This window comes from Mycoplana sp. 10N416 (assembly GCF_056394765.1).
The window spans coordinates 230,212-254,488 of the sequence record NZ_JBFTIM010000002.1; the positions used below are offsets into that span (position 1 = coordinate 230,212).

At 63.6% G+C, this 24,277-nt stretch carries 25 protein-coding genes; 13 read left to right on the top strand and 12 right to left on the bottom strand.

Annotation, left to right across the window (positions count from 1 at the left end; translation table 11 throughout):
* Positions 1–69 precede the first annotated feature (69 nt).
* Positions 70–837, top strand: a complete 768-nt coding sequence (locus AC1DDS_RS05385) for an SDR family oxidoreductase (protein ID WP_477477941.1) — start codon at positions 70–72, stop codon at positions 835–837.
* A gap of 90 nt (positions 838–927) precedes the next feature.
* Positions 928–2,181, top strand: a complete 1,254-nt coding sequence (locus AC1DDS_RS05390; RefSeq protein ID WP_477477942.1) for an NAD(P)/FAD-dependent oxidoreductase — start codon at positions 928–930, stop codon at positions 2,179–2,181.
* A 57-nt stretch (positions 2,182–2,238) separates the two neighbouring features.
* Here AC1DDS_RS05390 and AC1DDS_RS05395 read toward each other — a convergent pair whose 3' ends face one another.
* Entirely contained in the window at positions 2,239–2,679 is a 441-nt protein-coding gene (locus AC1DDS_RS05395) for an Lrp/AsnC family transcriptional regulator (protein WP_477477943.1), read from the bottom strand.
* A gap of 25 nt (positions 2,680–2,704) precedes the next feature.
* Here AC1DDS_RS05395 and AC1DDS_RS05400 point away from each other — a divergent pair, with 25 nt between their 5' ends.
* From AC1DDS_RS05400 to AC1DDS_RS05415, 4 genes are all read left to right on the top strand, one after another.
* On the top strand, positions 2,705–3,901 hold the full coding sequence (locus tag AC1DDS_RS05400; RefSeq protein ID WP_477477944.1) for a saccharopine dehydrogenase family protein: 1,197 nt from the start codon (positions 2,705–2,707) through the stop codon (positions 3,899–3,901).
* Between the two features lie 356 nt (positions 3,902–4,257).
* Complete coding sequence (locus AC1DDS_RS05405) at positions 4,258–4,467, top strand: cold-shock protein (protein WP_477477945.1); 210 nt, start codon at positions 4,258–4,260, stop codon at positions 4,465–4,467.
* 133 nt (positions 4,468–4,600) lie between these two features.
* On the top strand, positions 4,601–4,825 hold the full coding sequence (locus AC1DDS_RS05410) for a hypothetical protein (protein WP_477478248.1): 225 nt from the start codon (positions 4,601–4,603) through the stop codon (positions 4,823–4,825).
* A 34-nt stretch (positions 4,826–4,859) separates the two neighbouring features.
* On the top strand, positions 4,860–5,240 hold the full coding sequence (locus AC1DDS_RS05415) for a DUF6481 family protein (protein ID WP_477477946.1): 381 nt from the start codon (positions 4,860–4,862) through the stop codon (positions 5,238–5,240).
* 199 nt (positions 5,241–5,439) lie between these two features.
* Here AC1DDS_RS05415 and AC1DDS_RS05420 read toward each other — a convergent pair whose 3' ends face one another.
* On the bottom strand, positions 5,440–6,663 hold the full coding sequence (locus tag AC1DDS_RS05420) for an argininosuccinate synthase (protein ID WP_477477947.1): 1,224 nt from the start codon (positions 6,661–6,663) through the stop codon (positions 5,440–5,442).
* A gap of 179 nt (positions 6,664–6,842) precedes the next feature.
* On the opposite strand from AC1DDS_RS05420, the gene AC1DDS_RS05425 reads away from it, so the two are divergent.
* Positions 6,843–7,484 carry a LysE family translocator gene (locus AC1DDS_RS05425; RefSeq protein ID WP_477477948.1) on the top strand — a complete coding sequence of 214 codons (642 nt, stop codon included), beginning with the start codon at positions 6,843–6,845 and terminating at the stop codon, positions 7,482–7,484.
* 49 nt (positions 7,485–7,533) lie between these two features.
* Here AC1DDS_RS05425 and AC1DDS_RS05430 read toward each other — a convergent pair whose 3' ends face one another.
* The 7 genes from AC1DDS_RS05430 to AC1DDS_RS05460 form a co-directional block, all read right to left on the bottom strand.
* On the bottom strand, positions 7,534–8,328 hold the full coding sequence (locus AC1DDS_RS05430; protein WP_310413326.1) for an ABC transporter ATP-binding protein: 795 nt from the start codon (positions 8,326–8,328) through the stop codon (positions 7,534–7,536).
* Positions 8,328–9,206 (bottom strand): ABC transporter permease, encoded by an 879-nt coding sequence (locus tag AC1DDS_RS05435; RefSeq protein WP_310414301.1) that lies wholly within the window; start codon positions 9,204–9,206, stop codon positions 8,328–8,330. Before AC1DDS_RS05435 ends, AC1DDS_RS05430 begins: the two co-directional genes overlap by 1 nt.
* Before the next feature lie 125 nt (positions 9,207–9,331).
* Complete coding sequence (locus AC1DDS_RS05440; protein ID WP_477477949.1) at positions 9,332–10,285, bottom strand: ABC transporter substrate-binding protein; 954 nt, start codon at positions 10,283–10,285, stop codon at positions 9,332–9,334.
* A gap of 143 nt (positions 10,286–10,428) precedes the next feature.
* Complete coding sequence (gene rlmN, locus AC1DDS_RS05445; RefSeq protein WP_477477950.1) at positions 10,429–11,667, bottom strand: dual-specificity RNA methyltransferase RlmN; 1,239 nt, start codon at positions 11,665–11,667, stop codon at positions 10,429–10,431.
* Positions 11,668–11,922: 255 nt separating this feature from the next.
* Entirely contained in the window at positions 11,923–12,426 is a 504-nt protein-coding gene (locus tag AC1DDS_RS05450) for an invasion associated locus B family protein (RefSeq protein ID WP_477477951.1), read from the bottom strand.
* Between the two features lie 322 nt (positions 12,427–12,748).
* A complete protein-coding gene (locus tag AC1DDS_RS05455) occupies positions 12,749–13,132 on the bottom strand; it encodes a YkvA family protein (protein ID WP_477477952.1) in 384 nt (127 codons plus the stop codon).
* 79 nt (positions 13,133–13,211) lie between these two features.
* Entirely contained in the window at positions 13,212–13,511 is a 300-nt protein-coding gene (locus AC1DDS_RS05460; protein ID WP_477477953.1) for a 4a-hydroxytetrahydrobiopterin dehydratase, read from the bottom strand.
* A gap of 71 nt (positions 13,512–13,582) precedes the next feature.
* Here AC1DDS_RS05460 and AC1DDS_RS05465 point away from each other — a divergent pair, with 71 nt between their 5' ends.
* On the top strand, positions 13,583–14,089 hold the full coding sequence (locus tag AC1DDS_RS05465; RefSeq protein WP_477477954.1) for a low molecular weight protein-tyrosine-phosphatase: 507 nt from the start codon (positions 13,583–13,585) through the stop codon (positions 14,087–14,089).
* Here the strand turns inward: AC1DDS_RS05465 and thpR are convergent.
* Together thpR and AC1DDS_RS05475 are read right to left on the bottom strand one after the other, a co-directional pair.
* Positions 14,008–14,589, bottom strand: a complete 582-nt coding sequence (gene thpR, locus AC1DDS_RS05470; RefSeq protein WP_310413349.1) for an RNA 2',3'-cyclic phosphodiesterase — start codon at positions 14,587–14,589, stop codon at positions 14,008–14,010. The genes AC1DDS_RS05465 and thpR overlap by 82 nt on opposite strands.
* 87 nt (positions 14,590–14,676) lie before the next feature.
* Positions 14,677–15,321, bottom strand: coding sequence for an arylesterase (locus AC1DDS_RS05475; protein WP_477477955.1), 645 nt, complete (start codon positions 15,319–15,321; stop codon positions 14,677–14,679).
* 146 nt (positions 15,322–15,467) lie between these two features.
* Here AC1DDS_RS05475 and AC1DDS_RS05480 point away from each other — a divergent pair, with 146 nt between their 5' ends.
* From AC1DDS_RS05480 to AC1DDS_RS05500, 5 genes are all read left to right on the top strand, one after another.
* Positions 15,468–16,184 carry an ABC transporter ATP-binding protein gene (locus AC1DDS_RS05480; RefSeq protein WP_477477956.1) on the top strand — a complete coding sequence of 239 codons (717 nt, stop codon included), beginning with the start codon at positions 15,468–15,470 and terminating at the stop codon, positions 16,182–16,184.
* Positions 16,181–18,739 (top strand): ABC transporter permease, encoded by a 2,559-nt coding sequence (locus tag AC1DDS_RS05485; RefSeq protein WP_477477957.1) that lies wholly within the window; start codon positions 16,181–16,183, stop codon positions 18,737–18,739. The genes AC1DDS_RS05480 and AC1DDS_RS05485 overlap by 4 nt, the downstream gene beginning before the upstream one ends.
* Before the next feature lie 260 nt (positions 18,740–18,999).
* A complete protein-coding gene (locus tag AC1DDS_RS05490; RefSeq protein WP_477477958.1) occupies positions 19,000–19,743 on the top strand; it encodes a Bax inhibitor-1/YccA family protein in 744 nt (247 codons plus the stop codon).
* A gap of 146 nt (positions 19,744–19,889) precedes the next feature.
* Positions 19,890–20,708: a DeoR/GlpR family DNA-binding transcription regulator gene (locus AC1DDS_RS05495; RefSeq protein WP_477477959.1), complete on the top strand. Its 819-nt coding sequence runs from the start codon at positions 19,890–19,892 to the stop codon at positions 20,706–20,708.
* Positions 20,709–20,774: 66 nt separating this feature from the next.
* Entirely contained in the window at positions 20,775–21,971 is a 1,197-nt protein-coding gene (locus AC1DDS_RS05500) for an MFS transporter (RefSeq protein ID WP_477477960.1), read from the top strand.
* 29 nt (positions 21,972–22,000) lie between these two features.
* On the opposite strand, the gene AC1DDS_RS05505 is transcribed toward AC1DDS_RS05500, so the two are convergent.
* A complete protein-coding gene (locus tag AC1DDS_RS05505) occupies positions 22,001–24,277 on the bottom strand; it encodes a xanthine dehydrogenase family protein molybdopterin-binding subunit (RefSeq protein WP_477477961.1) in 2,277 nt (758 codons plus the stop codon).

The following is a 24,277-nucleotide window of genomic DNA, read 5'->3' on the forward strand; positions in this document are numbered from 1 at the left end:
CGCATCCTGACATGATCCCTTTGGCCGTTGCGAACAGGTCGCCGGCCTGCAGCGAAAGGATCGATGGCCATGTCCTATCCATTGTTCGATCTCACCGGCCGAAGAGCCCTGGTCACCGGCTCTGGGCAGGGAATAGGTTTTGCCATCGCAGAGGGACTTGCCGCACACGGCGCAAGCGTTCTGCTCAACGGCCGTTCGGCAGAAAAGCTCGGCGGCGCAGTCAAGGTTTTGCGCGACAAAGGCTATTCGGCGCAGGCCGCACCCTTCGATGTCACCGACGGGGCGGCCGCGGCGCAGATGGTCACGGTGATCGAGACGGAGACCGGCCCGATCGACATCCTCGTCAACAATGCCGGCATGCAGTTTCGCGCACCGCTCGAGACGTTCCCGGTCGAAAAGTGGGACGAGCTGTTACGCACCAACGTCTCCAGCGTCTTCCACGTCTCCCGTGCCGTCGCTCGCCACATGATCGCGCGCGGCCGCGGCAAGATCATCAACATCGCCTCGGCGCAGAGCGAACTGGCCCGACCGGGTATCGCGCCCTATACGGCCACCAAGGGCGCCGTGCGCAACCTCACCCGCGGCATGTGCGCCGACTGGGCGCGACACGGCCTGCAGATCAACGCGATCGCGCCCGGCTACTTCAGGACGCCGCTGAACCAGGCGCTGGTCGAGGATCCGGAGTTCAGCGCGTGGCTGGAGAAGCGGACGCCGGCGGGGCGCTGGGGCGAAGTCGGCGAACTCATCGGGGCCGCGGTCTTCCTCGCGTCCGACGCCTCCTCCTTCATCAACGGACACACGCTCTATGTCGACGGCGGTATCACCACTTCGCTCTGAAGGAAAAAATCCGGCGGCGGGCGCCTTGCGTGCACCCCCAGCCGGGTGCATTGATCGATGCAACGAAAGCGGGATCCTGAGGCATAGCACATGAAAACGGATGTCATCGTTCTGGGGGCGGGCGTCGTCGGCATTTCGACGGCGATCCATCTGGCACGGCGCGGAAAATCGGTCGTTCTGGTCGACCGGCGCGGGCCGGGGGAGGAGACGTCCTACGGCAATGCCGGGTTGATCCAGCGCGAGGGCGTCTATCCTTACGGCTTCCCGCATGATTTCGGTGCGCTGTTCCGCTACGCGCTGAACAACACGATCGATGCGCACTACCACCTTTCGGCGCTACCGAGCCTCGTGCCGTTTCTGGCCCGATACTGGTGGCATTCCGGCTTCCGGCAGCACCAGAGCATTGCCCATATGTACGCACCGCTGATCGAGCATTCGATCAGCGAGCACGCCGACCTGATCGACGCCTCCGGCGCCGGCGACCTGATCCGCAAGGACGGCTGGATGAAAGTGTTCCGCACCGAGAAGGCGCGCGATGCCGCCTACGCCGAGGCCGAACTGTGGTCTGCCAATTTCGGGGTCAACCATCAGAAGCTGTCGGCCACCGAGATGAAACAGGTGGAGCCCGACATCCGCGCCGATTTGACCGGCGGACTGCGCTGGACGGATCCCTGGTCGATCCTCGATCCGGGCGGACTGCTGAAGGCCTACCTAAAATATTTCCAGTCGCTCGGCGGCACCCTGGCTGCCGGCGACGCCGCGACGATCGAACATGTGCTGGAGGGCGAGGGCTGGCGGGTCGCCACGCCGGAAGGGCCGCTCGAAGCTCGCGATGTCGTCGTGGCGCTGGGGCCATGGGCCGACACCGTGACGCGGAAGCTTGGCTACCACTTCCCGCTTGCCGTCAAGCGCGGCTACCACATGCACTACGGTGCCGCTGACGGCGCGAAGCTGAACAACTGGGTGCTTGATGCCGAGCGCGGCTATTTCCTCGCGCCGATGAACCGCGGCATCCGGTTGACGACCGGCGCCGAATTCGCCAAGCGGGACGCCCGCAAGACGCCGGTCCAGCTTCGCCGCGCCGAAAAGGTCGCGCGCGAGTTCTTCCCGCTCGCCGAGCGCCGCGACGACGAGCCGTGGATGGGGGCGCGGCCCTGCACGCCGGACATGATGCCGATCATCGGCAAGGCTCCGCGTCATGCCGGCCTGTGGTTTGCCTTTGGCCATGCCCACCACGGCATGACGCTCGGACCGATCACCGGCCGTGCGCTGGCGGAAAAGATGCTGGGCGAGCGCACCCTCATCAATATCGGCCCCTTCAGGCCCGAGCGCTTTCTGGCATAGGCCGACGCCAGCGAAGCGAGCCCCGGACTTTTTGCGGATGCCCCTTGATGGCGTGCGCTAACGACTGATCCGCGTCGACAGGATGATCGAGGAAAGCGTGCGCTCCACGCCATCGATCGCGCCGATGCGGTCGATCAGGTGATCGAGTTCGGCAATCGAAGCCGCCGCGACGATGGCAATGAGGTCGAACGTGCCGGAAACGGAGTGCAGCGCGCGCACCTCCGTGATGGCATGCAACTCGGTCGTGATCCGGGTCAGCGTCTTCGGAGCAATGGTGATCAGCACATGCGCCTTCACCATGCCGCCCTCGTATTCGTCCGACAGGCGCACGCCGTAGCCGGTGATCACCCCTTCCCGTTCCAGCCGCTCGATTTTCGCCTGCACGGTCGTGCGCGACAAGCCGAGCCTTCGCGCGATCGTCGCGGTTTGCTCACGGGCGTTTTCGCTGAGGATGGCGAGGAGCTCGCGATCCTTCCCGCCCAATGTCGAAATGCTCATTCTTGCCGTCATTTTGCCGATACAGATGGTGCAATATGCCAAATCCGAAGCTGTAAATCGACAAAAATCGGCGGCAAAATCAGTGGGTCAGTTTTATCGCCTTACAGGGGACACATCCATGAAAGAAATCGTCGTCATCGGCGCAGGCAAGATCGGCTCCACCATTGCGCGGCTGCTCGCGCATAGCGGGGACTACAAGGTCACCGTTGCCGACCGTTCCGCCGAACAGCTCGCGGCCATCGAAGAGCACAAGGCCGTGGTCACCGCCGTCGTCGACATCGCCGACGGCAAGGCGCTCGTCGAGCTCCTGAAGGGCAAGTTCGCCGTCCTCAGTGCAGCCCCCTACCACCTGACCGTCGCGATCGCCGAAGCTGCGGCTGCCGCCAGCATCCACTATCTCGACCTGACCGAAGACGTCGAATCCACCCGCGCCGTCAAGCGCATCGCCGCCAAGGCCGAGACCGCCTTCATTCCGCAGTGCGGCCTGGCGCCGGGCTTCATCTCCATCTGCGCCAACGATCTCGCCAGCCGCTTCGACACGCTGGAGAGCGTGCGCATGCGCGTCGGCGCCCTGCCGCAGTACCCGTCGAATGCGCTCAACTACAACCTCACCTGGAGCACCGACGGCGTCATCAACGAATACATCGAGCCCTGCGAGGCGATCGTTGAAGGCTCGCTGATCGAAGTTCCCGCTCTCGAAGAGCGCGAGGAGTTCTCGCTCGACGGCGTTACCTACGAAGCCTTCAACACCTCCGGCGGCCTCGGTACGCTGTGCGAGACGCTGGAAGGCAAGGTTCGCACGCTGAACTACAAGACGATCCGCTATCCCGGCCACGCCGCGATCATGAAGGCGCTCTTGAACGACCTCGGCCTGCGCCACCGCCGCGAAGTGCTGAAGGACATCTTCGAGAACGCGCTGCCGACCACGACCCAGGACGTCGTCATCATCTTCGTGACCGTCTCGGGCCGCAAGGACGGTCGCCTGATCCAGGAAACCTACGCCAACAAGGTCTACAGCGCCGTCATCGCCGGCCACATGCACTCGGCGATCCAGATCACCACCGCTGGTTCGATCTGCGCCGTGCTCGACATGCTGGCCGACGGCTCGCTGCGCGCCAAGGGCTTCGTGAAGCAGGAAGAGATCGCCCTCGACTCCTTCCTCGCCAACCGCTTCGGCCACTACTATGCCCAGGACCAGCACAGCCACCGCGCTGCGAGCTGAGCTTTCGGCCCGACACAACCGCCCAGCTCCCAAGTATAGTGGGGCGCTGCCGTGTTTCTTTCCCCCACGCAAAAGAAATTTTGCGTGGGTTTTTTGATAATTATTCTGCTGACTTTTGAATGTTTTTGCTTTTTTCGCGAGTTCAAGGAATCGACATAAATCGCAACTCAGAAAGCAAAGGTTGACATTAGGCAGCATAGCCACTATCTACAGCCAATCGATATTTGCTTGCTGAGCTTTGGTTACAGCGCATTTGGCAACCGCGCCCTGAACGAACCTTTCCTCAAAAATCGCTATATCACTATCCGCAGCGCAACCTCGCGGCGGTCGTTCAATATGCTATGAAAGGATTCATCATGACCACTGGCACAGTTAAATGGTTCAACTCCACCAAGGGCTTCGGCTTCATCCAGCCCGACAATGGCGGCCCGGACGCATTCGTCCACATCTCCGCCGTCGAGCGCGCCGGTATGCGCGAGATCGTCGAAGGCCAGAAGATCGGCTACGACCTGGAGCGCGACAGCAAGTCGGGCAAAATGTCTGCCTGCAACCTCCAGGCTGCCTAAATCGGTATCGGCTCTCCCTTGACCACGGATGTACTGGCACTGTCGAGAGCGTGATCCGAACCAAGGTCAGGCAATTTGCCTGACCTTTTTTATTACCGCTCGGCTGGCCGGGCCCGCGAGAGTCAGGACGACAATGACACAAACGCAAAGCAAATCGCGCCAACAGGCCGAGGTTGCCTTTTCCAAGGCTCAATCGCAATTCTTCGCGCGAGACCGGGCCGTGGAGGAGCAGGAGGCGATCGTCCGAGCCCGCGAGGAAAAGACCTTGCGCCTGCGGGAAGCCCGCCTGGCAAAGGAATTGGATGATCGGGCAACGGCCACCGCCGCCCTCGCATTGAAGCGTGCCAAAAAGGCCTGACCGTCAGACCGCAACACCTCAACGGGATACAGCATTGAGAAACACCAGAGACAATGAACTCGTCGATCGGCGCAGCGCCGCTGCCAACGCAAAGGCTGCTCTTCTTCAAGCCTACCGTGCCGCAAAGACAGCTGCAGAACCAACCCAGCAAGCCCGTCAGGCAGAGCGTCAGGCGATCGCCGCCGCCAGGGAAGAACGGCGCGCTGATCGGGAACGGGTAAAGACCGAGGAGCGGGAGCGCATGCAGGCCGAGGCCGCAGAGCGCGAGGCCGCGATCACGGCTGCTGCGAGAGCTGAGGTCGAAGCGCGCGAGACGGCTGACAGAGACCGGATTGCTCGCGTCATAGAGGACGAGGCCGCTCGCAAGGCCGAACGCGATCGGCGTTACGCCAATCGCAAAGCCAGACAAACGTAGCGGTCACGACTACGCGCAAGGACCAGCACAGACACCGCGCGGCGAGTTTGATTGCATGGTCCGATAGACCGTTTGTATACGCCCCGGCTCGTCCGGGGCGTTTTCGTTTGGGTGAGAGCGCCCTGACTGCTTAACAAAAAATAAGCCCCACCGGAGTTTTCTCGGCGGGGCTCATTTTGTCGGATCGATCGGGTGCCGTTCAGCCCTTGCGGTTGCGGGCGGCCAGCGTGCGCAGGCGCAGCGCGTTCAACTTGATGAAGCCGGCGGCGTCCTTCTGGTCGTAGGCGCCCTGGTCGTCCTCGAAGGTGACGAGCTTGTCGGAATAGAGCGACTTGTCGCTCTCCCGGCCGATGACCATGACGTTGCCCTTGTAGAGCTTCAGCGTCACTTCGCCCTCGACATGCTCCTGGCTCTTGTCGATCAGGGCCTGCAGCATCTCGCGCTCCGGCGAGAACCAGAAGCCGTAGTAGATCAGCTCGGCATAGCGCGGCATCAGTTCGTCCTTGAGGTGCGCGGCACCGCGGTCGAGCGTGATCGATTCGATGGCGCGGTGGGCGGCCAGCAGGATCGTGCCGCCGGGCGTCTCGTAGACGCCGCGGCTCTTCATGCCGACGAAACGGTTTTCGACGAGGTCGAGACGGCCGATGCCGTTGTCGCGGCCGTAATTGTTCAGGGTGGCGAGCAGCGTTGCCGGCGACATGCGCACGCCGTTGATCGAGACGGCGTCACCGCGCTCGAAGCCGACCTTGATGGTGGTCGCCTTATCCGGCGCGGTTTCCGGCGAAATGGTGCGCATGTGCACGTATTCGGGCGCCTCGACGGCCGGATCCTCGAGCACCTTGCCTTCCGAGGACGAGTGCAGCAGGTTGGCGTCGACCGAGAACGGCGCCTCGCCCTTCTTGTCCTTGGCAACCGGGATCTGGTGCTGCTCGGCGAATTCGAGCAGGTGCGTGCGGCTCTTGAACGACCAGTCGCGCCATGGTGCGATGATCTTGATATCGGGGTTCAGGGCGTAGGCCGACAGCTCGAAGCGGACTTGGTCGTTGCCCTTGCCGGTGGCCCCGTGGGCGATCGCGTCCGCGCCGGTCTTCTTGGCGATCTCGATCAGGTGCTTGGAGATCAGCGGACGGGCGATCGAGGTGCCGAGCAGGTAGACGCCCTCGTAGACGGCGTTGGCGCGGAACATCGGGAAGACGAAGTCGCGAACGAACTCCTCGCGCACGTCCTCGATGAAGATCTCCTTGATGCCGAGCATCTCGGCCTTCTTGCGCGCCGGCTCCAGCTCCTCGCCCTGGCCGAGGTCGGCGGTAAAGGTGACGACTTCGGCGCCGAGTTCGGTCTGCAGCCACTTCAGGATGATCGAGGTGTCGAGACCGCCCGAATAGGCGAGAACGACCTTCTTGACTTGCTTTGGAGATGCCATGGTTCTCTGTCCGTCTGGTGAGGAAGGGGCGGCCGTGCCGCGCGACGATTTTCGGCGGCACTTTTAGCCAGAAACCGCGCGGATACAAGCGTTCGGATTACCGCGCATCGCAATTTGGCTTCCAAAGTGCCGGGGTCCGGAGTATCAGAACCGAGCACACCCACACAGGACGAGACGCGATGGATTTCCTGCCCTCCCTGCCGACGATTGCCGCCTTTGCCGTGGCGACGCTGCTGCTCGCTGCGACGCCCGGCCCCGACATGACGCTGACGATCAGCCGGGCGCTATCGCAGGGGAAATCCGCCGCGCTCTGGGTCGTGCTCGGCACGGCCTGTGGCATCGTCGTGCATACGCTGCTGGTCGCCTTCGGCATTGCGGCGCTGATCACCGCCTCGCCGACCGCGTTCATGATCCTCAAGACCGGCGGCGCCGCCTATCTGCTGTGGCTCGCGATCCAGGCGATCCGCCATGGCTCCAGCCTGACCGTCAATGCGGTCGACAGCCCGAAGATGTCGACCCTTGCGAACGTCTCCAGCGGCTTCTGGGTCAATCTCCTGAACCCCAAGGTCATCATCTTCTTCATGACCTTCCTGCCGCAGTTCGTCTCCGCGAGCGATCCGAGCGTGACCGGAAAGCTGGTCTTCCTCGGCTTCTTCTTCATTCTGCTCGGCATGCCGGTGAATGCGCTCATCGTGCTTGCCGCCGACGGGCTGTCGAACTGGTTGCAGAACAACAGGAAGGTGCTGCGCGGCCTCGACTATTCGATCGCCGGCGTCTTCTCGCTCTTCGCGGTGAAGATCTTCATGACGACGGCGCGCTGAGCGCAAAGCCGGATCGACCCATGGTCCGGCCCGCGCGGGCCGGACGACGTCAGCCGATCAGCAGCGAGTCGTCGTCGAGCGTCTGGCCGCGCATCTTGCGGAACATGGCGATCAGGTCCTCTACTTGCAGCGTCTTTCGGCTGTCGCCGGTGACGTCGAGGACGATCTCGCCGCCGTGCAGCATCACCGTGCGGTGACCGTAGTCGAGCGCCTGGCGCATCGAATGGGTGACCATCAGCGTCGTCAGCTTGCGGTCCGAGACGATCTTCTGCGTCAGGTTCATGATGAACTCCGCCATGCCCGGATCGAGCGCCGCCGTATGCTCGTCGAGCAGCAGCACGTCGGACCCGGCAAGCGTCGCCATGACCAGCGAGACCGCCTGGCGCTGGCCGCCGGACAGCAGATCCATGCGGTCGCGCATCCGGTTCTCGAGCCCGAGGTTCAGCTCGGCGATCCGCTCGCGGAACAAGGCGCGCCGTCCGGAGCCGAGCGCCGGCGCAAGGCCGCGCCGCTCGCCGCGGCGGGCCGCCAGCGCCAGGTTTTCCTCGATCGAGAGCGCGCCGCAGCTGCCGGCAAGCGGATCCTGGAACACGCGCGCCACCCGGCCCGCCCGCGCAGCAGTGCCCTGTCGGGTGACGTCGGTCGTACCGATCATCACCCGGCCCTCGGTGGCGATGACGTCGCCGGCGAGAACGCCGAGCAGCGTCGATTTGCCGGCGCCGTTCGATCCGATGACGGTGACGAACTGACCTTCCTCGATCGTAAGGCTGACGCCGTTCAGCGCCTGCTTCTGCAGCGGCGTACCTTTGCCGAAGACGACCTTGATATCGGAAACGGAAATCATCAGGCGACTCCTCCACGACGCAGCCGCGGCAGCACAAGCGCCACGGTGACGAGCACGGCCGTCACGAGATTGAGGTCGGATGCTTGGAGACCAAGCACGTCCGACGATAGCGCAAGCTGGATGGCGATGCGGTAGAGGATCGAGCCGAGCACGCAGCCGATCAGCGCGATCAGGATGCCGCGTGCGCCGAACAGCGTCTCGCCGATGATGACGGCGGCAAGGCCGACGACGATCGTGCCGACACCGGAGGTCACGTCGGCGAAACCATTGGTCTGCGCAAACAGCGCGCCACCAAGGGCAACCAGCGCGTTGGAAAGCGCGATGCCGAGATAGATCTGCCGGCTGGTATCGACGCCCTGCGCGCGGGCCATGCGGGCATTGGCGCCGGTCGCGCGCATCGACAGGCCGGCATCGCTTTCGAGAAAGCGCCACACCAGGAACAGCGCAACGACCACCAGCACGCCGATGAACAGCGGACGAACATAGAAATCGCGCAGCCCCAGCCCGAAGAACGGGCTGAGCATAGTGTCGGCATTGATCAGTGCGACGTTCGGCTTGCCCATGACCCGCAGGTTGACCGAGAACAGCGCGATCATCGTCAGGATCGAAGCCAACAGGTTGAGAATGCGGAAGCGAACGTTCAGCATCGCCGTGACCAGGCCAGCACCGGCGCCGGCCACCATGGCGACCGCTGCGGCCAGCCAAGGGTTCAGACCGGCGATGATCAGCACAGCCGTGACGGCAGCGCCGAGCGGAAACGACCCGTCCACGGTCAGGTCCGGAAAGTCCAGCACGCGGAAGGCAAGGTAAACGCCGATCGCGACGAAGGCATAGACCAGCCCCAGTTCGACGGCACCCCAGAAGGCAATCAGGCTCACGGCTCTCGGCTTTCTCTTCTCGCCCGTTCCGCGGTCTTCGCGGGAAGGGCTGTTCTAACAGATCAACCGCTGCCGGGCGATCCGGCAGCGGTTGATTCCGATTTCAATTTTCCGGCGAACCGGGATTATTCGATCACGCGGGTCGCGCGGCCGACAACGGCTTCCGGCAGGGTCACGCCCATCTTCGCGGCTGCGCCCTTGTTGACAACGAGGTCGGTGCCGGCGGCAACCCTAACCGGGATGTCACCCGGGTTTTCGCCCTTGAGGATGCGTACGACGACTTCACCCGTCTGCCGGCCGACGTCCTTGTAATTGAAGCCGAGGGCCGCGACAGCACCGCGAGAGACGGAGTCCGTGTCGGCGGTGAACAGCGGGAGCTTGGCTTCCTCGGCAACGGCGACGGCGCCTTCCAGTGCGGAGATGATCGTGTTGTCGGTCGGAATGTAGATCGCATCGGCGCGGCCAACGAGCGCGCGGGCGGCGCCCTGCACTTCGGCCGACTTCGTAGCGGCGGATTCGACAACCGTCAGACCGGCCTTTTCGGCTTCGGCCTTCAGTACGGCGAGCAGCGAAACGGAGTTCGCCTCGCCGGCGTTGTAGAGATAGCCGATGGTCTTGGCCTCAGGGAGGATTTCCTTGATCAGCGCCAGGTGTTCTGCGACCGGCGACATGTCGGAAAGGCCAGTGACGTTGCCGCCGGGCTTATCCATGTCCTTGACGAGTTGCGCGCCGAGCGGGTCGGACACGGCCGTAAAGACGACCGGGATGTCCTTCGTCGCGGAAACGACGGCCTGCGCCGAGGGCGTGGAGATCGGCACGATGACGTTCGGGCTTTCGCCGGCGAACTGGCGGGCGATCTGAGCTGCCGTCGCGGGGTTGCCCTGCGCCGACTCATAAAGGAACTTCAGGTTCTCGCCTTCCTTGTAGCCGGCGGCTTCCAACGCCTCCTTGACGCCGTCACGGGCGGCATCGAGTGCCGGATGTTCAACGATGGCGGTCACGGCAACGGTGACCTCGTCGGCCCGGGCGGGCATCGAAATTGCAAGGGTCGCCGCAAAGGCCAGCAAGAGTGAGCGCATAATTAACCTCCCAGAATGAATTGCGGCCAGCTTCTAGGCAAAACGGCCGCGCAAATCAATTCTCGAATTCCGGTTGATCGACCACATTTTCTGATGAGAGGGCACAATCGGAGCCGATAGGAAGGCCGCCTCCCCGGGGCCGCTCAATCATCCTCGCCGTGACCGGCGATCATCATCGCCTCGTAGGCCAGGCGGTCGACTTTGCGCATCCGCTCCGATTCCGACTTGAGCTGGCCGCAGGCGGCTAGGATGTCGCGGCCACGCGGTGTGCGGATCGGCGAGGCGTAGCCCGCCTGATTGATGAAATCGGCGAACTTCTCGATCTGCTCCCAGTCCGAACACTGATAGTTCGTGCCCGGCCAGGGGTTGAACGGGATCAGGTTGATCTTCGCCGGGATGCCCCTCAGCAGCTTCACCAGCAGCTTGGCGTCCTCGAGTGAGTCGTTGACGTCCTTCAGCATCACGTATTCGAAGGTGATGCGGCGCGCGTTCGACAGGCTCGGATAGGCGCGGCAGGCGTCGAGCAGGTCCTTCAGCGGATACTTCTTGTTGATCGGCACCAGCATGTCGCGCAGCTCGTCGCGAACGGCGTGCAGCGAAATCGCCAGCATCACGCCGATCTCCTCGCCGGTCCGGTAGATTTCCGGCACGACGCCGGAGGTCGAGAGCGTCACACGGCGCTTCGACAGCGAGAGGCCGTCGCCGTCGGTGGCGATCAGCAGCGCCTGCTTGACGTTCTCGAAATTGTAGAGCGGCTCGCCCATGCCCATCATGACGATGTTGGAGACCTTGCGGCCTTCCGCCGGCACAATGGCGCCGGCCGGCGTATCACGGTCGGGGAAGTCGCCAAGCCGGTCGCGGGCGAGCAGGAGCTGGGCCAGAATTTCCTCCGCCGTCAGGTTGCGCACCAGCTTCTGCGTGCCCGTGTGACAGAAGGAGCAGGTGAGCGTGCAGCCGACCTGGCTGGAGATGCAGAGCGTGCCGCGGCCCTCTTCGGGGATATAGACCGTCTCGACCTCGACCGGACGGCCGGCGCCGCGCGGCGGGAACCGCAGCAGCCACTTGCGCGTGCCGTCGTTCGACACCTGCTCTTCGACGATCTCGGGTCGGGCGATGGTGAAGTGTTCCTTCAGCATCTCGCGCATGTCCTTCGACACGTTCAGCATGTGGTCGAAATCGGAAACACCGCGCACGTACAACCAGTGCCAGAGCTGGCTGACGCGCATCTTGACTTGCCGCTCCGCCACGCCCTTCTCGGCGAGAGCCTTGCCCATGTCCTCACGCGAGAGGCCGATCAGCGACGGTTTTTCGGCCAGTGGCGCCTTGCGCACAGGCTTTTCGGTCGCGGGCTCCGCCCCGTTCAGGAAATCCAAGGTGGCCATCACTGCAATCCCATTGCGGCACAGAGCCTGCGCGGCCATCGGCCCGCGGATTTGCCGTCCATCGAACATGAAGTCTTCGGAACCCGGCGGCGCAACTGCCTGCGCGCGGCTCCTCACGTTACCGGCGCCTTTAGCATCCTTCGGCCGCAGAGTCACGCGCGGCGGAAAGCGGGGACGGCAATCAAGCGTCCGAGACCCAAAACGCAAAAGGCCGGTCGATCGACCGGCCTTGCGCTTCTCAGCTTCTTCAGCGGACTATTTGCAGCTTTCAATCTGCTTCAGCGCGGCCGAGATGCCCGACAGCGAGTAGGAATAGGTGGTGCCGGTGCCGCGCCGCGAGGTGGCCTTGACCGCCATGTCCTTGCCGGACTTCATGGCGGCGACCAAAGCCGGCTCCTCGGCGGCATTCTCGACCCAGGCCGAATTGCCCTTGGTGAACATGACGAAGGTGCGGCCGTCGATGACGACATTCACCTTGGAGTTTTCCTGCAGCGGATAGCCCATCATCGCCTGCGGCTCGTAGGAGATGTTCTGGCCCGGGCGCTGCGACACCAGGAAGAAGATGTCGCCGTGATCAACGCCGGCCGGCGCCTTCTCCTTCGGCACGGACAGAACGTAGCAGACCTTGCCGCCGCTCGCCTGATAGGAGTACGCACCCCAGGCATTGAACTGCTGGATCCGGGTGGGCGATTGCGCTGATGCTACGCCGGCCGTTGCCAGAATGAGGGTAAGTGCGGTTGCGATTTTCCTTACGAACATGATTCCCTGCCGGTTGTCTTGCTGTCTTCGCCCAGACGGACGTGACGGCTCGCATGATCACGATTTGATTTAATTTGACTTAATTCTGGTTACCAAATCGTCAACAAACGCTCATTTCATCGAACCGGCGGTTACTATGAAACGTGCTGCAATGCAAACAACCTGCAGCCTTTCATGACTCAATCGCCAGGATGCCGATGTAGAGGCCCATCCCATCGAAATGAGTTAGTCGACAAAAATTCGGGCAAGAATTTGACGCAAACCGAGAACGCCGCAGGTGCCCTGTTGCGGGCTTCAGGCGCGCGCAAAATCGAAAAGTCGATCAACCAGCCTCCGGCAAACCGTCCGCCAGGGCGCGATCGGCCGACACGTAGTGGTCTTCACGGATATGTCCGCGAATGGCGGCGAAGGCGGCCGTCAGGACGGCGATGTCGTCGGAGAACCCGATGCCGACGAGAATGTCGGGAATCCCGTCGATGGGCAGAACGAAATAGGCGAGCGCCGCCAGCAGGATGCCGCGCACGCGCGTCGGCGTCCTGCGGTCAAGCGCGCAGAAGTAGGCGGCAACGAGGTCGCGGCTGAAGGGAACCTGTCGGAACGCCCGCTTCAGGACCGGCCAGAAGCGGTTGCGGACGCGCTGCTGCTGTCTTTCCTGCTCGTCCTCCTCGCCGGGCAGAAGGATTTCGCCAATCTTCACATCATCCATTCCGACACACTCCCTGCGCGACGGTCAGTTTCAACGCGTGGACAAATATGGGAACCCGCATTCCCTGCAACAAGACACTTCATCGCTCGCGCGCCGCCTTCTCCATTGCCTCGGCCAACCGGAAATCGAGGGCCGTCACGCCGCCGGACGAGTGCGTCGTCAGCCGCACGTCCACCCGATTGTAGACGTTGAACCATTCGGGATGGTGGTTGAGCCGCTCCGCCGCCTGAGCCGATTCCGACATGAAGGCGAAGGCATCGCCGAAACCCTTGAATTTGAACGATTTGGCGATCGCCAGTCCATCGTCCTCAAGCGTCCAGCCCTCGAGCATGGCGAGACTGGAGGTGATCGCTTCCTTGCCGAGTTTCTCCTGCTTCATCGACGCGTCCTCCGTTGCAGGGCTTTGTCTTAGCAGATAGTTTGCCGTGCTTCACCGTCAAGGAGGTCTGCGTGGCCCCGCTTTACATCCTGTTCGTCTGCCTCGGCAACATCTGCCGATCACCGCTCGCGGAAGGAATCCTGCGCCATCTGGCGTCGGAGCAAGGCCGCGATCAGGATTTCGTGATCGATTCGGCCGGAACCGGCGGCTGGCACGTTGGCCACGCCCCGGACGATCGCGCGATCGCGGTTGCGGCTGATCACGGCATCGATATTTCGCGATTGAAGGCGCGCAAGGTGTCGTCCGCGGACTTCGACCGCTTCGACCTCATCCTGGCGCTCGACCGCAGCAATCTGCGCGACCTGACAGGCGTTGCGCCACCGACCTGCCGGGCAAGGATCGAACTGTTTTCGACACGAGCCTTCGGCACCGCGGAAGACGTCCCCGACCCCTATTACGGCGACAGCACCGATTTTGAGGCCGTCTTTCGTCTGCTTTATCGCGGATGCACATCCATCGCTGCGGCCTCGAATGAGGGACCGGCTTCAAACAACGGAAACACTTCCTCTGTGACGTAGGGACCCCCGCCGACCGATTCCTTCGAGGACATCAACACGAAGCGATTGACGGTGAAGGGTGAGGAGACGAAGTTCGCGCGGCCGGAGAGGTAGAAGACCACGTCTTCCAGCCGGGCATTGCGAAGCCGGGCGAGGGTGACGTGCGGGGTGAACTTACGCGGATCCGCCGGCAGGCCGAGGCGTTGGCAGATGCGCTCGATTTCCGCTTGCAGCGCATACATTTCCGGTGCGGGCGAAACCCCCGCATAGATCGAATGCGGTTTCTTAGAGCCGAATGAGCCGACCCCGGCCAGCGAAAGCTGGAATTCAGGCCGCTCGATCCGGTCGAGCTTGTCGACCACCTCATCGGCGGTGCGACCATCGACATCGCCGATGAACCGCAGCGTGATGTGAAAATTCTCGACGTCGATCCAGCGCGCTCCCTGGAGACCGCCGCGGAGCAGAGACAGGCTCATTGCGGCATTGCGCGGCACTTCGAGGGCAACGAATAGTCTCGGCATGGCGAGCTCCCCGAATCTGTGGTCGTACCTGAAGCGAATCATGCATTGCCTCGAGGTGCAACCCAAATTTCGCAGCCGCAAAAAGCCTCAGTCGGTTACCCCCAGGCTTTTCACGAAGGTTTCGACCGTCGGCAGCATCTTGTCGACCATCACCGCGACACCCCTAGCATTCGGATGCATGCCGTCGTCGAGTTGATGATCGGCATGCGTGGCAACGCCATCCAGGAAGAACGGATAGAGGGGGACGTCATGCTTCCCGGCGACCTGCGCGTAGATGCCGTTGAAGCGCTTGCCATAGTCCTCGCCCATGTTCGGCGGCGCCAGCATGCCGACCAGAAGCACGCCGATGCCCCGCTTCTTCAGGCTGGAAACCATTTTTTCCAGGTTCTGTTCCGTCTCCTCAGGCGGAATTCCGCGAAGCGCGTCGTTGGCGCCCAGTTCGAGGATGACACCCTTCGTTCCGTCCGGCACCGACCAGTCGACGCGGGCCAGACCACCGGACGTCGTGTCGCCGGAAATGCCGGCGTTGGCGATCGAGACGTTCAATCCCTTGGCCCTGAGTGCCTTTTCGAGCTGCGCCGGGAAGGCGTCCTCGATCGGAAGCTGGTATCCTGCCATCAGGCTGTCGCCGAAGCCGACGATCTGGACAGGCTCGGCCGCGGCAGGCCGCACGATGGACGTGGCGGCAAGCACCAGCGCGATGAAAATTCCGTGAGCGGCTTTAAACGGCATATCGGTGATCCTAAGTTGCTGACGCAGCCCCGCAAACGGGACGGTGACAGGCGGGGCATGCGTATATTGCGGGCGCAACGAACTCGGCTTTGCTGCAGTTTTGTCGTGCCGATCCTGCGATGCTTCAAGATATAGGATAGATTTCCGTGGGCGAAACCATCATCGATCTCAAACAGGCGGACCTCACCCTCGGGCAGGATGCGGCCTCCGTCCACGTCCTGAAGCAGGTCGACCTTTCCATCGGCCGCGGCGAATCGGTGGGCATCGTCGGTCCTTCGGGATCGGGAAAGTCGACGCTTTTGATGGTTCTGGCCGGCCTCGAGAAACTGGATCGGGGCGAAATCCATATCGATGGAGCAGCCCTCCATGGCATGACGGAGGATCAGGTCGCCGACTTTCGCGGCCGCAACATCGGCATCGTTTTCCAGTCGTTCCACCTGATCCCCAACATGACGGCGCTCGAAAACGTCGCCGTCCCTCTGGAGCTTGCCAATGTCCGCGACGCGTTTTCCATTGCCCGACGCGAACTGGAGGCCGTCGGGCTCGGCGAGCGCCTGTCGCATTATCCAGGCCAGCTTTCCGGCGGCGAGCAGCAGCGCGTCGCCATCGCCCGCGCACTGGCGCCGCAACCGCGCCTGCTGATCGCCGACGAACCGACCGGGAACCTCGATGCCGACACCGGGCGGCAGATCTCCGACCTCCTCTTCGCCGAGCAGGCCCGCCGCGGCATGACCCTCGTTCTGGTGACCCATGATGCGGCGCTTGCCGCGCGCTGCCAGCGGCAGGTGCGCATGCGCTCCGGCGAGATCGTCACCGATGCGGGGCCCGCCGTCGCCACCAAAACGAAGCGGGTGCCCGCATGACCGCTGCAGCAAGCACGACAGCCTGGCTTTCGCTTGCCGCTCGGTTTGCCGTGCGCGAGATGCGCGGTGGCCTGCGTGGGTTCTATATCTTCCTCGCGTGCATCGCGCTCGGCACCGCCGCCATCGCCGGCGTCAATTCCGTCTCCCGCGCCATCAGTTCAGCCATCGATGCCCAGGGTCAGTCGCTGCTTGCCGCCGATGTGCGCTTCCAATTGAGGAACCGGGTGGCCACGACCGAGGAGCGCGCCTATTTCGACAAGCTTGGCACCGTCTCCGTCTCCTCGGACCTGCGCTCCATGGCCCGAATGCCCGACGGCTCCGACCAGGCACTTGTGGAGCTCAAGGCCGTCGACGGCACCTACCCGCTTTACGGCACGGTCCAAACGTCGCCGCAGCGTTCGCTTGCGGAATTGCTCGCCAAGCAGGATGAGAGCTATGGCGCCCTGGCGGCACCGCTCCTGCTTGAGCGACTCGGCATTCGCGTCGGCGACGAATTGCGGCTCGGCACCGCCCGCATCAAGATCACGGCGACGCTCGATCGCGAACCCGACGCCCTTTCGGAGGGGTTCGGTCTGGCGCCGCGACTGATGATATCGACCGAAGCTCTGGCGGCGACGGGTCTGATCCAGACCGGCAGCCTCGTCGAGCACGCCTACAAGATCCGCCTTCCCGACCCCGCCGCAAACAAGCTGTCATCGATCCGCAAGCAGTCGGAAAGAGCGTTCCCGTCCGCCGGGTGGTCGGTACGCACGAGCAACAACGCCGCGCCGGCGCTCTCCAACAACATCACCCGCTTTTCGCAGTTTCTGACGCTGGTCGGCCTCACGGCGCTAATCGTCGGCGGCGTGGGTGTTGCCAACGCGGTGCGCGCTTACATCGATTCCAAGCGCGGCGTCATCGCGACGTTCAAATGCCTCGGCGCCCCGGCCAGGCTGATCTCGACCATCTACCTGATCCAGATCACCCTGATTGCCGTCATTGGGATTGCGATCGGTCTCATGCTCGGTGCGCTCATACCGATCGTAGCGATGCGTTTCCTCGAGGGCGTCTTGCCGGTCCCATCCGAGGTCGCCGTCTATCCGGTCGCTCTGCTGCTGGCGGCCGGCTTCGGACTGATCACGGCCCTTGCCTTCGCGATCCTGCCGCTCGGCCATGCCCGCGAGGTTCCGGCGACGGCCCTCTTTCGTGAACAGGGGTTTGAGCGGCGGCGGCTGCCGGCCTGGCCCTACATCCTCAGCGCCGGGCTTTTCCTTGCGGCGCTTGCGGGGCTGGCCGTTCTGACGGCCTACGACCGCACCATCGCGCTGGTCTTCCTCGGTTCGATCGCCTTTGCCTTCATCGTGCTGCGCCTCGTCGCATTCCTCATCACGGCACTCGCCCGCCGCGCGCCGCGCGTCAATTCGCCGGCGCTCCGGCTGGCGATCGGCAACATCCATCGGCCTGGCGCGCTGACGCCGTCCGTCGTGCTGTCGCTTGGACTTGGACTGGCTCTGCTCGTGACGCTGACGCTGATCGACGGCAATCTGCGGCGCGAACTGACCGGGAGCCTGCCGGATCGGGCGCCGAACTTCTTCTTCATCGATATCCAGCGGGCGGATCTGGAAGGATTTCGCGCGCTGCTGCAGAAAAACATGCCGGACGGCAAGATCATCGAAGTGCCGATGCTGCGCGGCCGGATCGTCGCCTTCAATGGCGAGGACATCTCGCGCCGCAACGTGCCGCCGGCCGGTCGCTGGGTGCTGCAGGGCGACCGCGGCATCACCTACGCGAAGAACGTGCCGGAAAACTCGACGCTTGCTGAGGGTGAATGGTGGCCGGCCGACTATTCCGGCGAACCGCTGGTGTCCTTTTCGGCCGAGGAAGCCGGCGAACTCGGCCTGAAGATCGGCGACACCGTGACGGTCAATGTGCTCGGCCGCAACGTCACCGCCCGCATCGCCAATTTTCGCAACGTCGAATGGGAATCGCTGTCGATCAACTTCGTGATGGTGTTTTCGCCGAACACCTTCGCCGGCGCGCCGCACGCCTGGCTGGCGACGATGATCGATCCAAAGGCAACGGCCGAACAGGAGGCCACCACGCTCCGCGCCCTCACCAATGCCTATCCGACGATCACCAGCGTACGGGTGAAGGACGCGCTGGAAATCGTCAGCGAACTGATGAACCAGCTCGCGGCGGCCATTCGCGCGGCTGCCGCCGTTGCCCTCATCGCCTCGGTCCTCGTGCTCGCCGGGGCGCTGGCGGCCGGCAACCGCGCCCGCACACACGACGCCGTCGTGCTGAAGACGCTTGGTGCCACGCGCCGCACGCTGATCCGGGCCTTTGGCTACGAATACATGATGCTGGGCTTGGCGACGGCCGTTTTCGCCCTCTTCTCTGGCGGGGTCGCCGCCTGGTTCGTCGTCAGCCGGATCATGACGCTGCCCTCCCACTTCCTGCCGGATGTCGCCATCATGACGGTCGTCATCGCGCTGCTCATGACTGTCGGCATCGGGTTGGCTGGCACCTGGCGCGTGCTGGGACAGAAGGCGGCCCCGGTTCTAAGGGAGCTTTGACCGGCGCAAGCGTGCTTTTGTTGCTGCAGCACGTCGGGTCCAACCTCTCGCGAAGTTGATCGATGATTCAACGTTGGGTCTTGTACTCGGCGGGATTCGTTATCATATTTGCCGCTAGGCATGCTGAGCTCCGCAGCGGCGCCTGGGTTGTTGGGCCAAAACCGGCGAAAAGCTGGAGGGTCCGCAAGACACTTCGGTCCTTCGGGACTGGATGCGATACCCGACACCGAAGAAACCTACGGGGCTTTTGAGAGGAAAAAATGGCTGATTTCCGCAACTACCAGACTCGAGCGACGACCGGCACGCAGGCCGGCGCCGTCATCGACGAAGGTCTTCGCGCCTATATGCTGAAGGTCTACAACCTGATGGCATTGGGGCTGGCGATCACCGGCGTCGTGGCGTTCTTCGCCTCGCAGGCGGCGTTCTCGGGCGGACAACTCACCGCGTTTGGTCAGGCAATCTACGTCAGCCCGCTGAAGTGGGTGGTCATGCTTGCGCCGCTCGGGCTGGTGTTCTTCCTGAGCTTCCGCATCCACACGATGAGCGTTTCCGCCGCGCAGATGACCTTCTGGGTCTATGCCGCGCTGATGGGCCTGTCGCTGTCGTCGATCTTCCTGATCTACACCGGCGCCAGCATCGCGCAGACGTTCTTTGTCTCGGCTGCGGCCTTTGGCGCACTGTCGCTCTACGGCTACACGACGAAGCGTGACCTGTCCGCCATGGGTTCGTTCATGGTCATGGGCCTGTTCGGCCTGATCATCGCCTCGCTGGTGAACCTCTTCCTGCAATCCTCGGCGCTCGACTTCGCGATCTCCGCGATCGGCGTGCTGGTCTTTGCCGGCCTGACCGCCTGGGATACGCAGAAGATCAAGGAAATGTACTTTGAATCCGACGAGGTTGGTGTTGCCGGTCGCAAGGCGATCATGGGCGCGCTGACGCTGTACCTGGACTTTATCAACCTGTTCCTGTTCCTGCTGCGTTTCCTCGGAAACCGCAACGACTGAGGACGGACAAGCCCCTCGCAAGGATCAAGACAAGCCCCGCCTCGGCGGGGCTTTTTTGATGCCGCTACCGCGCCGACGCGACCGTTCGCTTGCACCGCTGCCGATTTATGCGTATTTATGCATGATGATGCACGATCGAGGCCTCCATGGCGAATAGTGAACTGCTTCTCGGCGAACGGCAAACACTCATCCAGGATCGGCTTGCCGCTCATGGCCGGGTCATCGCGGCCGACCTGGCGGACGAACTCGGCGTGTCAGAGGACACCATCCGCCGCGACCTGCGCGAGATGGCTTCCGCCGGGCTGTGCCGGCGGGTCTACGGGGGTGCCCTTCAACTCAGCACCTCGCCGTCATTCAGCGAACGCGTCGGTGTCGACGTTGACCGCAAGGAGGCGTTGGCCCGGACGAGCGTCACGCTGATCGCATCAGGCGCCACGATCTTCCTCGATGCCGGCAGCACGAACCTGGCGATTGCCAGAAACCTGCCTGCGGAGAAGAACCTGACCGTCGTCACCAATGCGCCGGCGATCGCGGCGGCCCTGATCGATCGGTCTGGCATCGAGGTCATTCAGATCGGCGGGCCGATCGACAGAAAGACCGGGGCTGCGACGGGCGCGAAAGCGCTGCGCGACGCCGAGGCCCTTCACCCCGACCTGTACATCCTCGGCGTTTGCGGCCTGCATCCGGATGCGGGCATCACGGCCTTCAGCTTCGAGGAGGCGGAGTTCAAGCGCTTCGTTGCCATGAACAGCCGCACGGTTCTGACCGCCGTGACGAACGACAAGCTTTCGCTGGCGGCCCCTTATGCGGTCGTTCCGCTCACACGCCTGAACCACGCCGTCCTCGAGGCGGATGCCGACGAGACCGACCTTCAGGAACTCGCGGCACTCGGCGTTCGCATCACGCGTGCCGAGCGGCCGGCATCCCGCTCACCCGGCCGGATGAAAATCACGATACCATCCTGAGAGCAACGCTTGTCAGGCACTTCGACCCGCACCGCAAACGGTGCGACGTACAGACAGGACCCGCAAATGAGTTCGCAAGACAGCACGACGGCGACCGGCGCCAGAGTTAGGTCGTCCTATTATCCGTCGTCCCGAATCGCCGTATCGGGCCTGTTCCTGCTGAACGGCATCTTTGTGGGCGCCTGGGCTCCAAAGATCCCGGAATTCGCAAGCCGCCTGTCGTTGAGCGAATCCCAGCTGGGCCTGATGATCGTCTGTTTCGGCATCGGCTCGCTCGTGCTCATGCCGATCGCCGGCATCCTGATCGCCCACTTCGGCACCTCCCGCGCGCTCCGGGGGGCGACCCTGGTCTTTCTGCCGACTTTGCTTTTGCTGTCGCTCGCCCCAAACATCTGGTCGGCCGCGGGCGCGATTTTCCTCTTCGGCGGCCTGACCGGCGCCATGGACATTGCGATGAATGCCAACGCCGTCGAAGTGGAGAAATCCATGCGGCGGGCGATCATGTCGTCCTGTCACGCGTTCTGGAGTCTCGGCGCCTTTTTGGGGGCGACCACCGGCGGTTTCCTGATCGAGACGATCGGCGTGCTTGGCCACGCCGCACTGTTGACCGTGCTCGCAGCACTCGGCCTTGCCTTCCTCTGGCGTCTGGTTCTGTCCGACAAGCCGCATCCGGCGGAAACGCGTCAGAAGGTCCGGCTGCCGCTCTCGCCGCTGCCATGGATGATCGGCGTCATGGCGCTGTTCACGATGATCCCGGAAGGGTCGATCCTCGACTGGGGCGCCCTCTACATGCGCAACGAGCTCGGCGCTTCGCTTGCCCTCTCCGGGTTCGCCTTCGGCGCCTTCTCCGCCACCATGGCGGTCATGCGTTTCGCCGGCGACCATATCCGCGATCGCTTTGGCGCCGTGAAAACGCTGCGGGTTTCCACCGTGCTTGCCATCATCGGCATGGGGCTCGCCGGCCTTGCGCCGAATGCCTATTTGGCGATGGTCGGTTTTGCCATCTGCGGCGTCGGCATCTCCAACATGGTGCCGATCGCGTTCTCCGCGGCCGGCAATCTTCCGGGCCTCGCACAGGGCGTTGCACTGTCCGTCACGACCGTGATGGGCTACTCCGGAGCCCTTTTCGCCCCGTCCTCGATCGGCTTCATCGCCGAACACACGGGCTTCGCCTGGGTCTTCTCCGTACTGCCGGTGCTGCTGTTGGTGGTGTTGCTGCTCTCCAAGCATGCCGTTCATGCCGACGTGCGGGAGAAGCATTGAGCACCTCGCTCGTGCCCGATCGGCGACGGTTACAGGAACTCCACTTCCTTCAACAGCGGCATCGTGCGGACCCGCTTGCCGGTGAGCGCATGGACCGCGTTGGCGAGGGCCGGGATCGAGGGCGGCGTGCCGGGTTCGCCGGCACCGCCCATCCGGTGCGCCGTTTCCAACAGTCCCACCTCGATCGCGGGGCATTGTGACATGCGCATCGGGCCGTAGTCGTGAAAATTCGATTGTTGCGCGGCCCCGTCGGCAAAGGTGATCGCCTCGCCGATCGCCGACGAGAGGCCGTAGACGATGCCCGACATCATCTGCGCCGTGAAGATGCCGGGGTCGATCACCTGCCCCGGATCGGCCGCGCACCAGACCTTCTCGATGCGGATCTTGCCGCCGACGTCTTCGACCTGCACGACCTCCGCCACCCAGGTGCCGAAGGAGAGCGTGAAGGCGAAGCCTTTCGCCTTGCCGGCCGGCAGCTTCTCGCCCCAGCGCGACATCGCGCCCACCTTGTCGATGACGTTCACCGCAGTCGGATGGTCGGCCATCAGCCTGCGGCGCATCTCCAGCGGATCGAGCTTTCCGGCGACGGCGATCTCGTCCATGAAGCTTTCGTGGAAGAAGCCGTTGAAGGAGTTGCCGACCGAGCGCCAGAAGCCGACCGGGATTGAAATCGGCGCCTTGATGCCGCCGACCCGGTAGTTGGCGATCGCATAGGGCTGGTTGGCGGACCCGTCGGTGATCGTCTTGTCGGGCCCCATCGACGGCAGGCTCGGGAAATAGCGTGGCAGGACGCTGCCCATGATCGAGGGGGCGGCAATGCGCATGTCCACGGCAACGGGCAAACCGTCATCACCGAGCCGGGCGCGGAACCGGCCGGCCGCGGTGGGACGATACATGTCCTGGCCGATATCCTCCTCACGCGTCCAGATGACCTGCACCGGTCGCCCGTCCGCCGCCTTGGCGACGATCGCGGCATAGATCGCATAGTCGACGTCGGCACGCCGTCCGAAGCCGCCGCCGAGATAGGTGGTGTGGACGAAGCAGTTTTCCGTCTCGATGCCGACCGCGGCCGCGGCCAGCTGGCGCACCAGCGTCGGCGCCTGGTTCGGCGCCCAGATGTCGAGCCGGCCGTCCTTCAACTGCGCGGTGGCATTCATCGGCTCCATCGTCGCGTGCGCCAGATAGGGCACGCTGTAGTCAGCCTCGACGATCCGTTCGCGCGGCGCATCGGCAAAGGCCGTCTCGACATCGCCGTCGTTGCGGCCGTAGCTGATATCGCTGCCCCTCAACGCATCCTCCAAAACCTTGCGGATATCGGCATCGTTCGGCGGATAGCTGCCCTTGCCCCATTCGGCCTTGACCGCATCGGCCGCCTGGAACGCCCGCCAGGTGTTGTCGGCTATCACCGCAAAACCGTTGGCGATACCCGTCTCGACCTTGGTGACCTTGACGACACCCGGCATTTTTTCGGCTTCCGCCGCGTCGAACCCGACGATCGCGCCGCCGCGATAGGGATTCATCCGCAGCGTCGCGAAAAGCATGTCCGGCAAGCGCACGTCGATGCCGAAGATCGGTGCGCCGGTCACCTTGGCGTGCATGTCGACGCGCTTCTGCGGCTTGCCGAGGATCTTCCACTCGGCCCTTTCGCGCAGGCGAATCTCAGCCGGTGGCGCAAAGGCGGCCGCCTCCTGCGCCAGTTCGCCATAGGTGAAGGTCTTGCCGGAGGCCGGATCCGTAATCACGCCGTCCGCCGTCCATAGCGAACCGGCTTCCACGCCGAGCCGCTTGGCCGCGGCGAGCTTCAGCACCTCGCGCGCCGCGGCTCCCGCCTGGCGCATCCTGTAGTAACCGTCAACGACGGAGGTCGATCCGCCGGTGGCCTGGACGCCGAGGAGCTTGCCGAGCACGCCCATGCCGGCGCGCATCGTCTCGGCCATGGTCGACTCGTCGAAGTGCGGGAAGGGCACGCCCTCCTCCAACATCGTCGTGTTGACATAGGCGTGGCCAGCCGGTCCGTGCTCGACGATCACCTGATCAAGGCGAACGTCGAGTTCTTCCGCGACGAGGGCCGCCAGCGTCGTTGCAACCCCCTGCCCCATCTCGGCCCGCGGCGCGATCAGCGTGATCGTGTTGTCGGCTGCGATCTTCACATAGGGATTGAACGTCGTCTCGCCCTCGGCCAACTCGTCGTCGAGCGGATTCGGATAGGGCTTGCGATAGAAGTAGTAGCCAACGGCGAGGCCGCCGGCGACAAGGGCGGTTCCGACGAGGAAGGTGCGCCGCGCTATTTTTCCAGTGGTACCCAT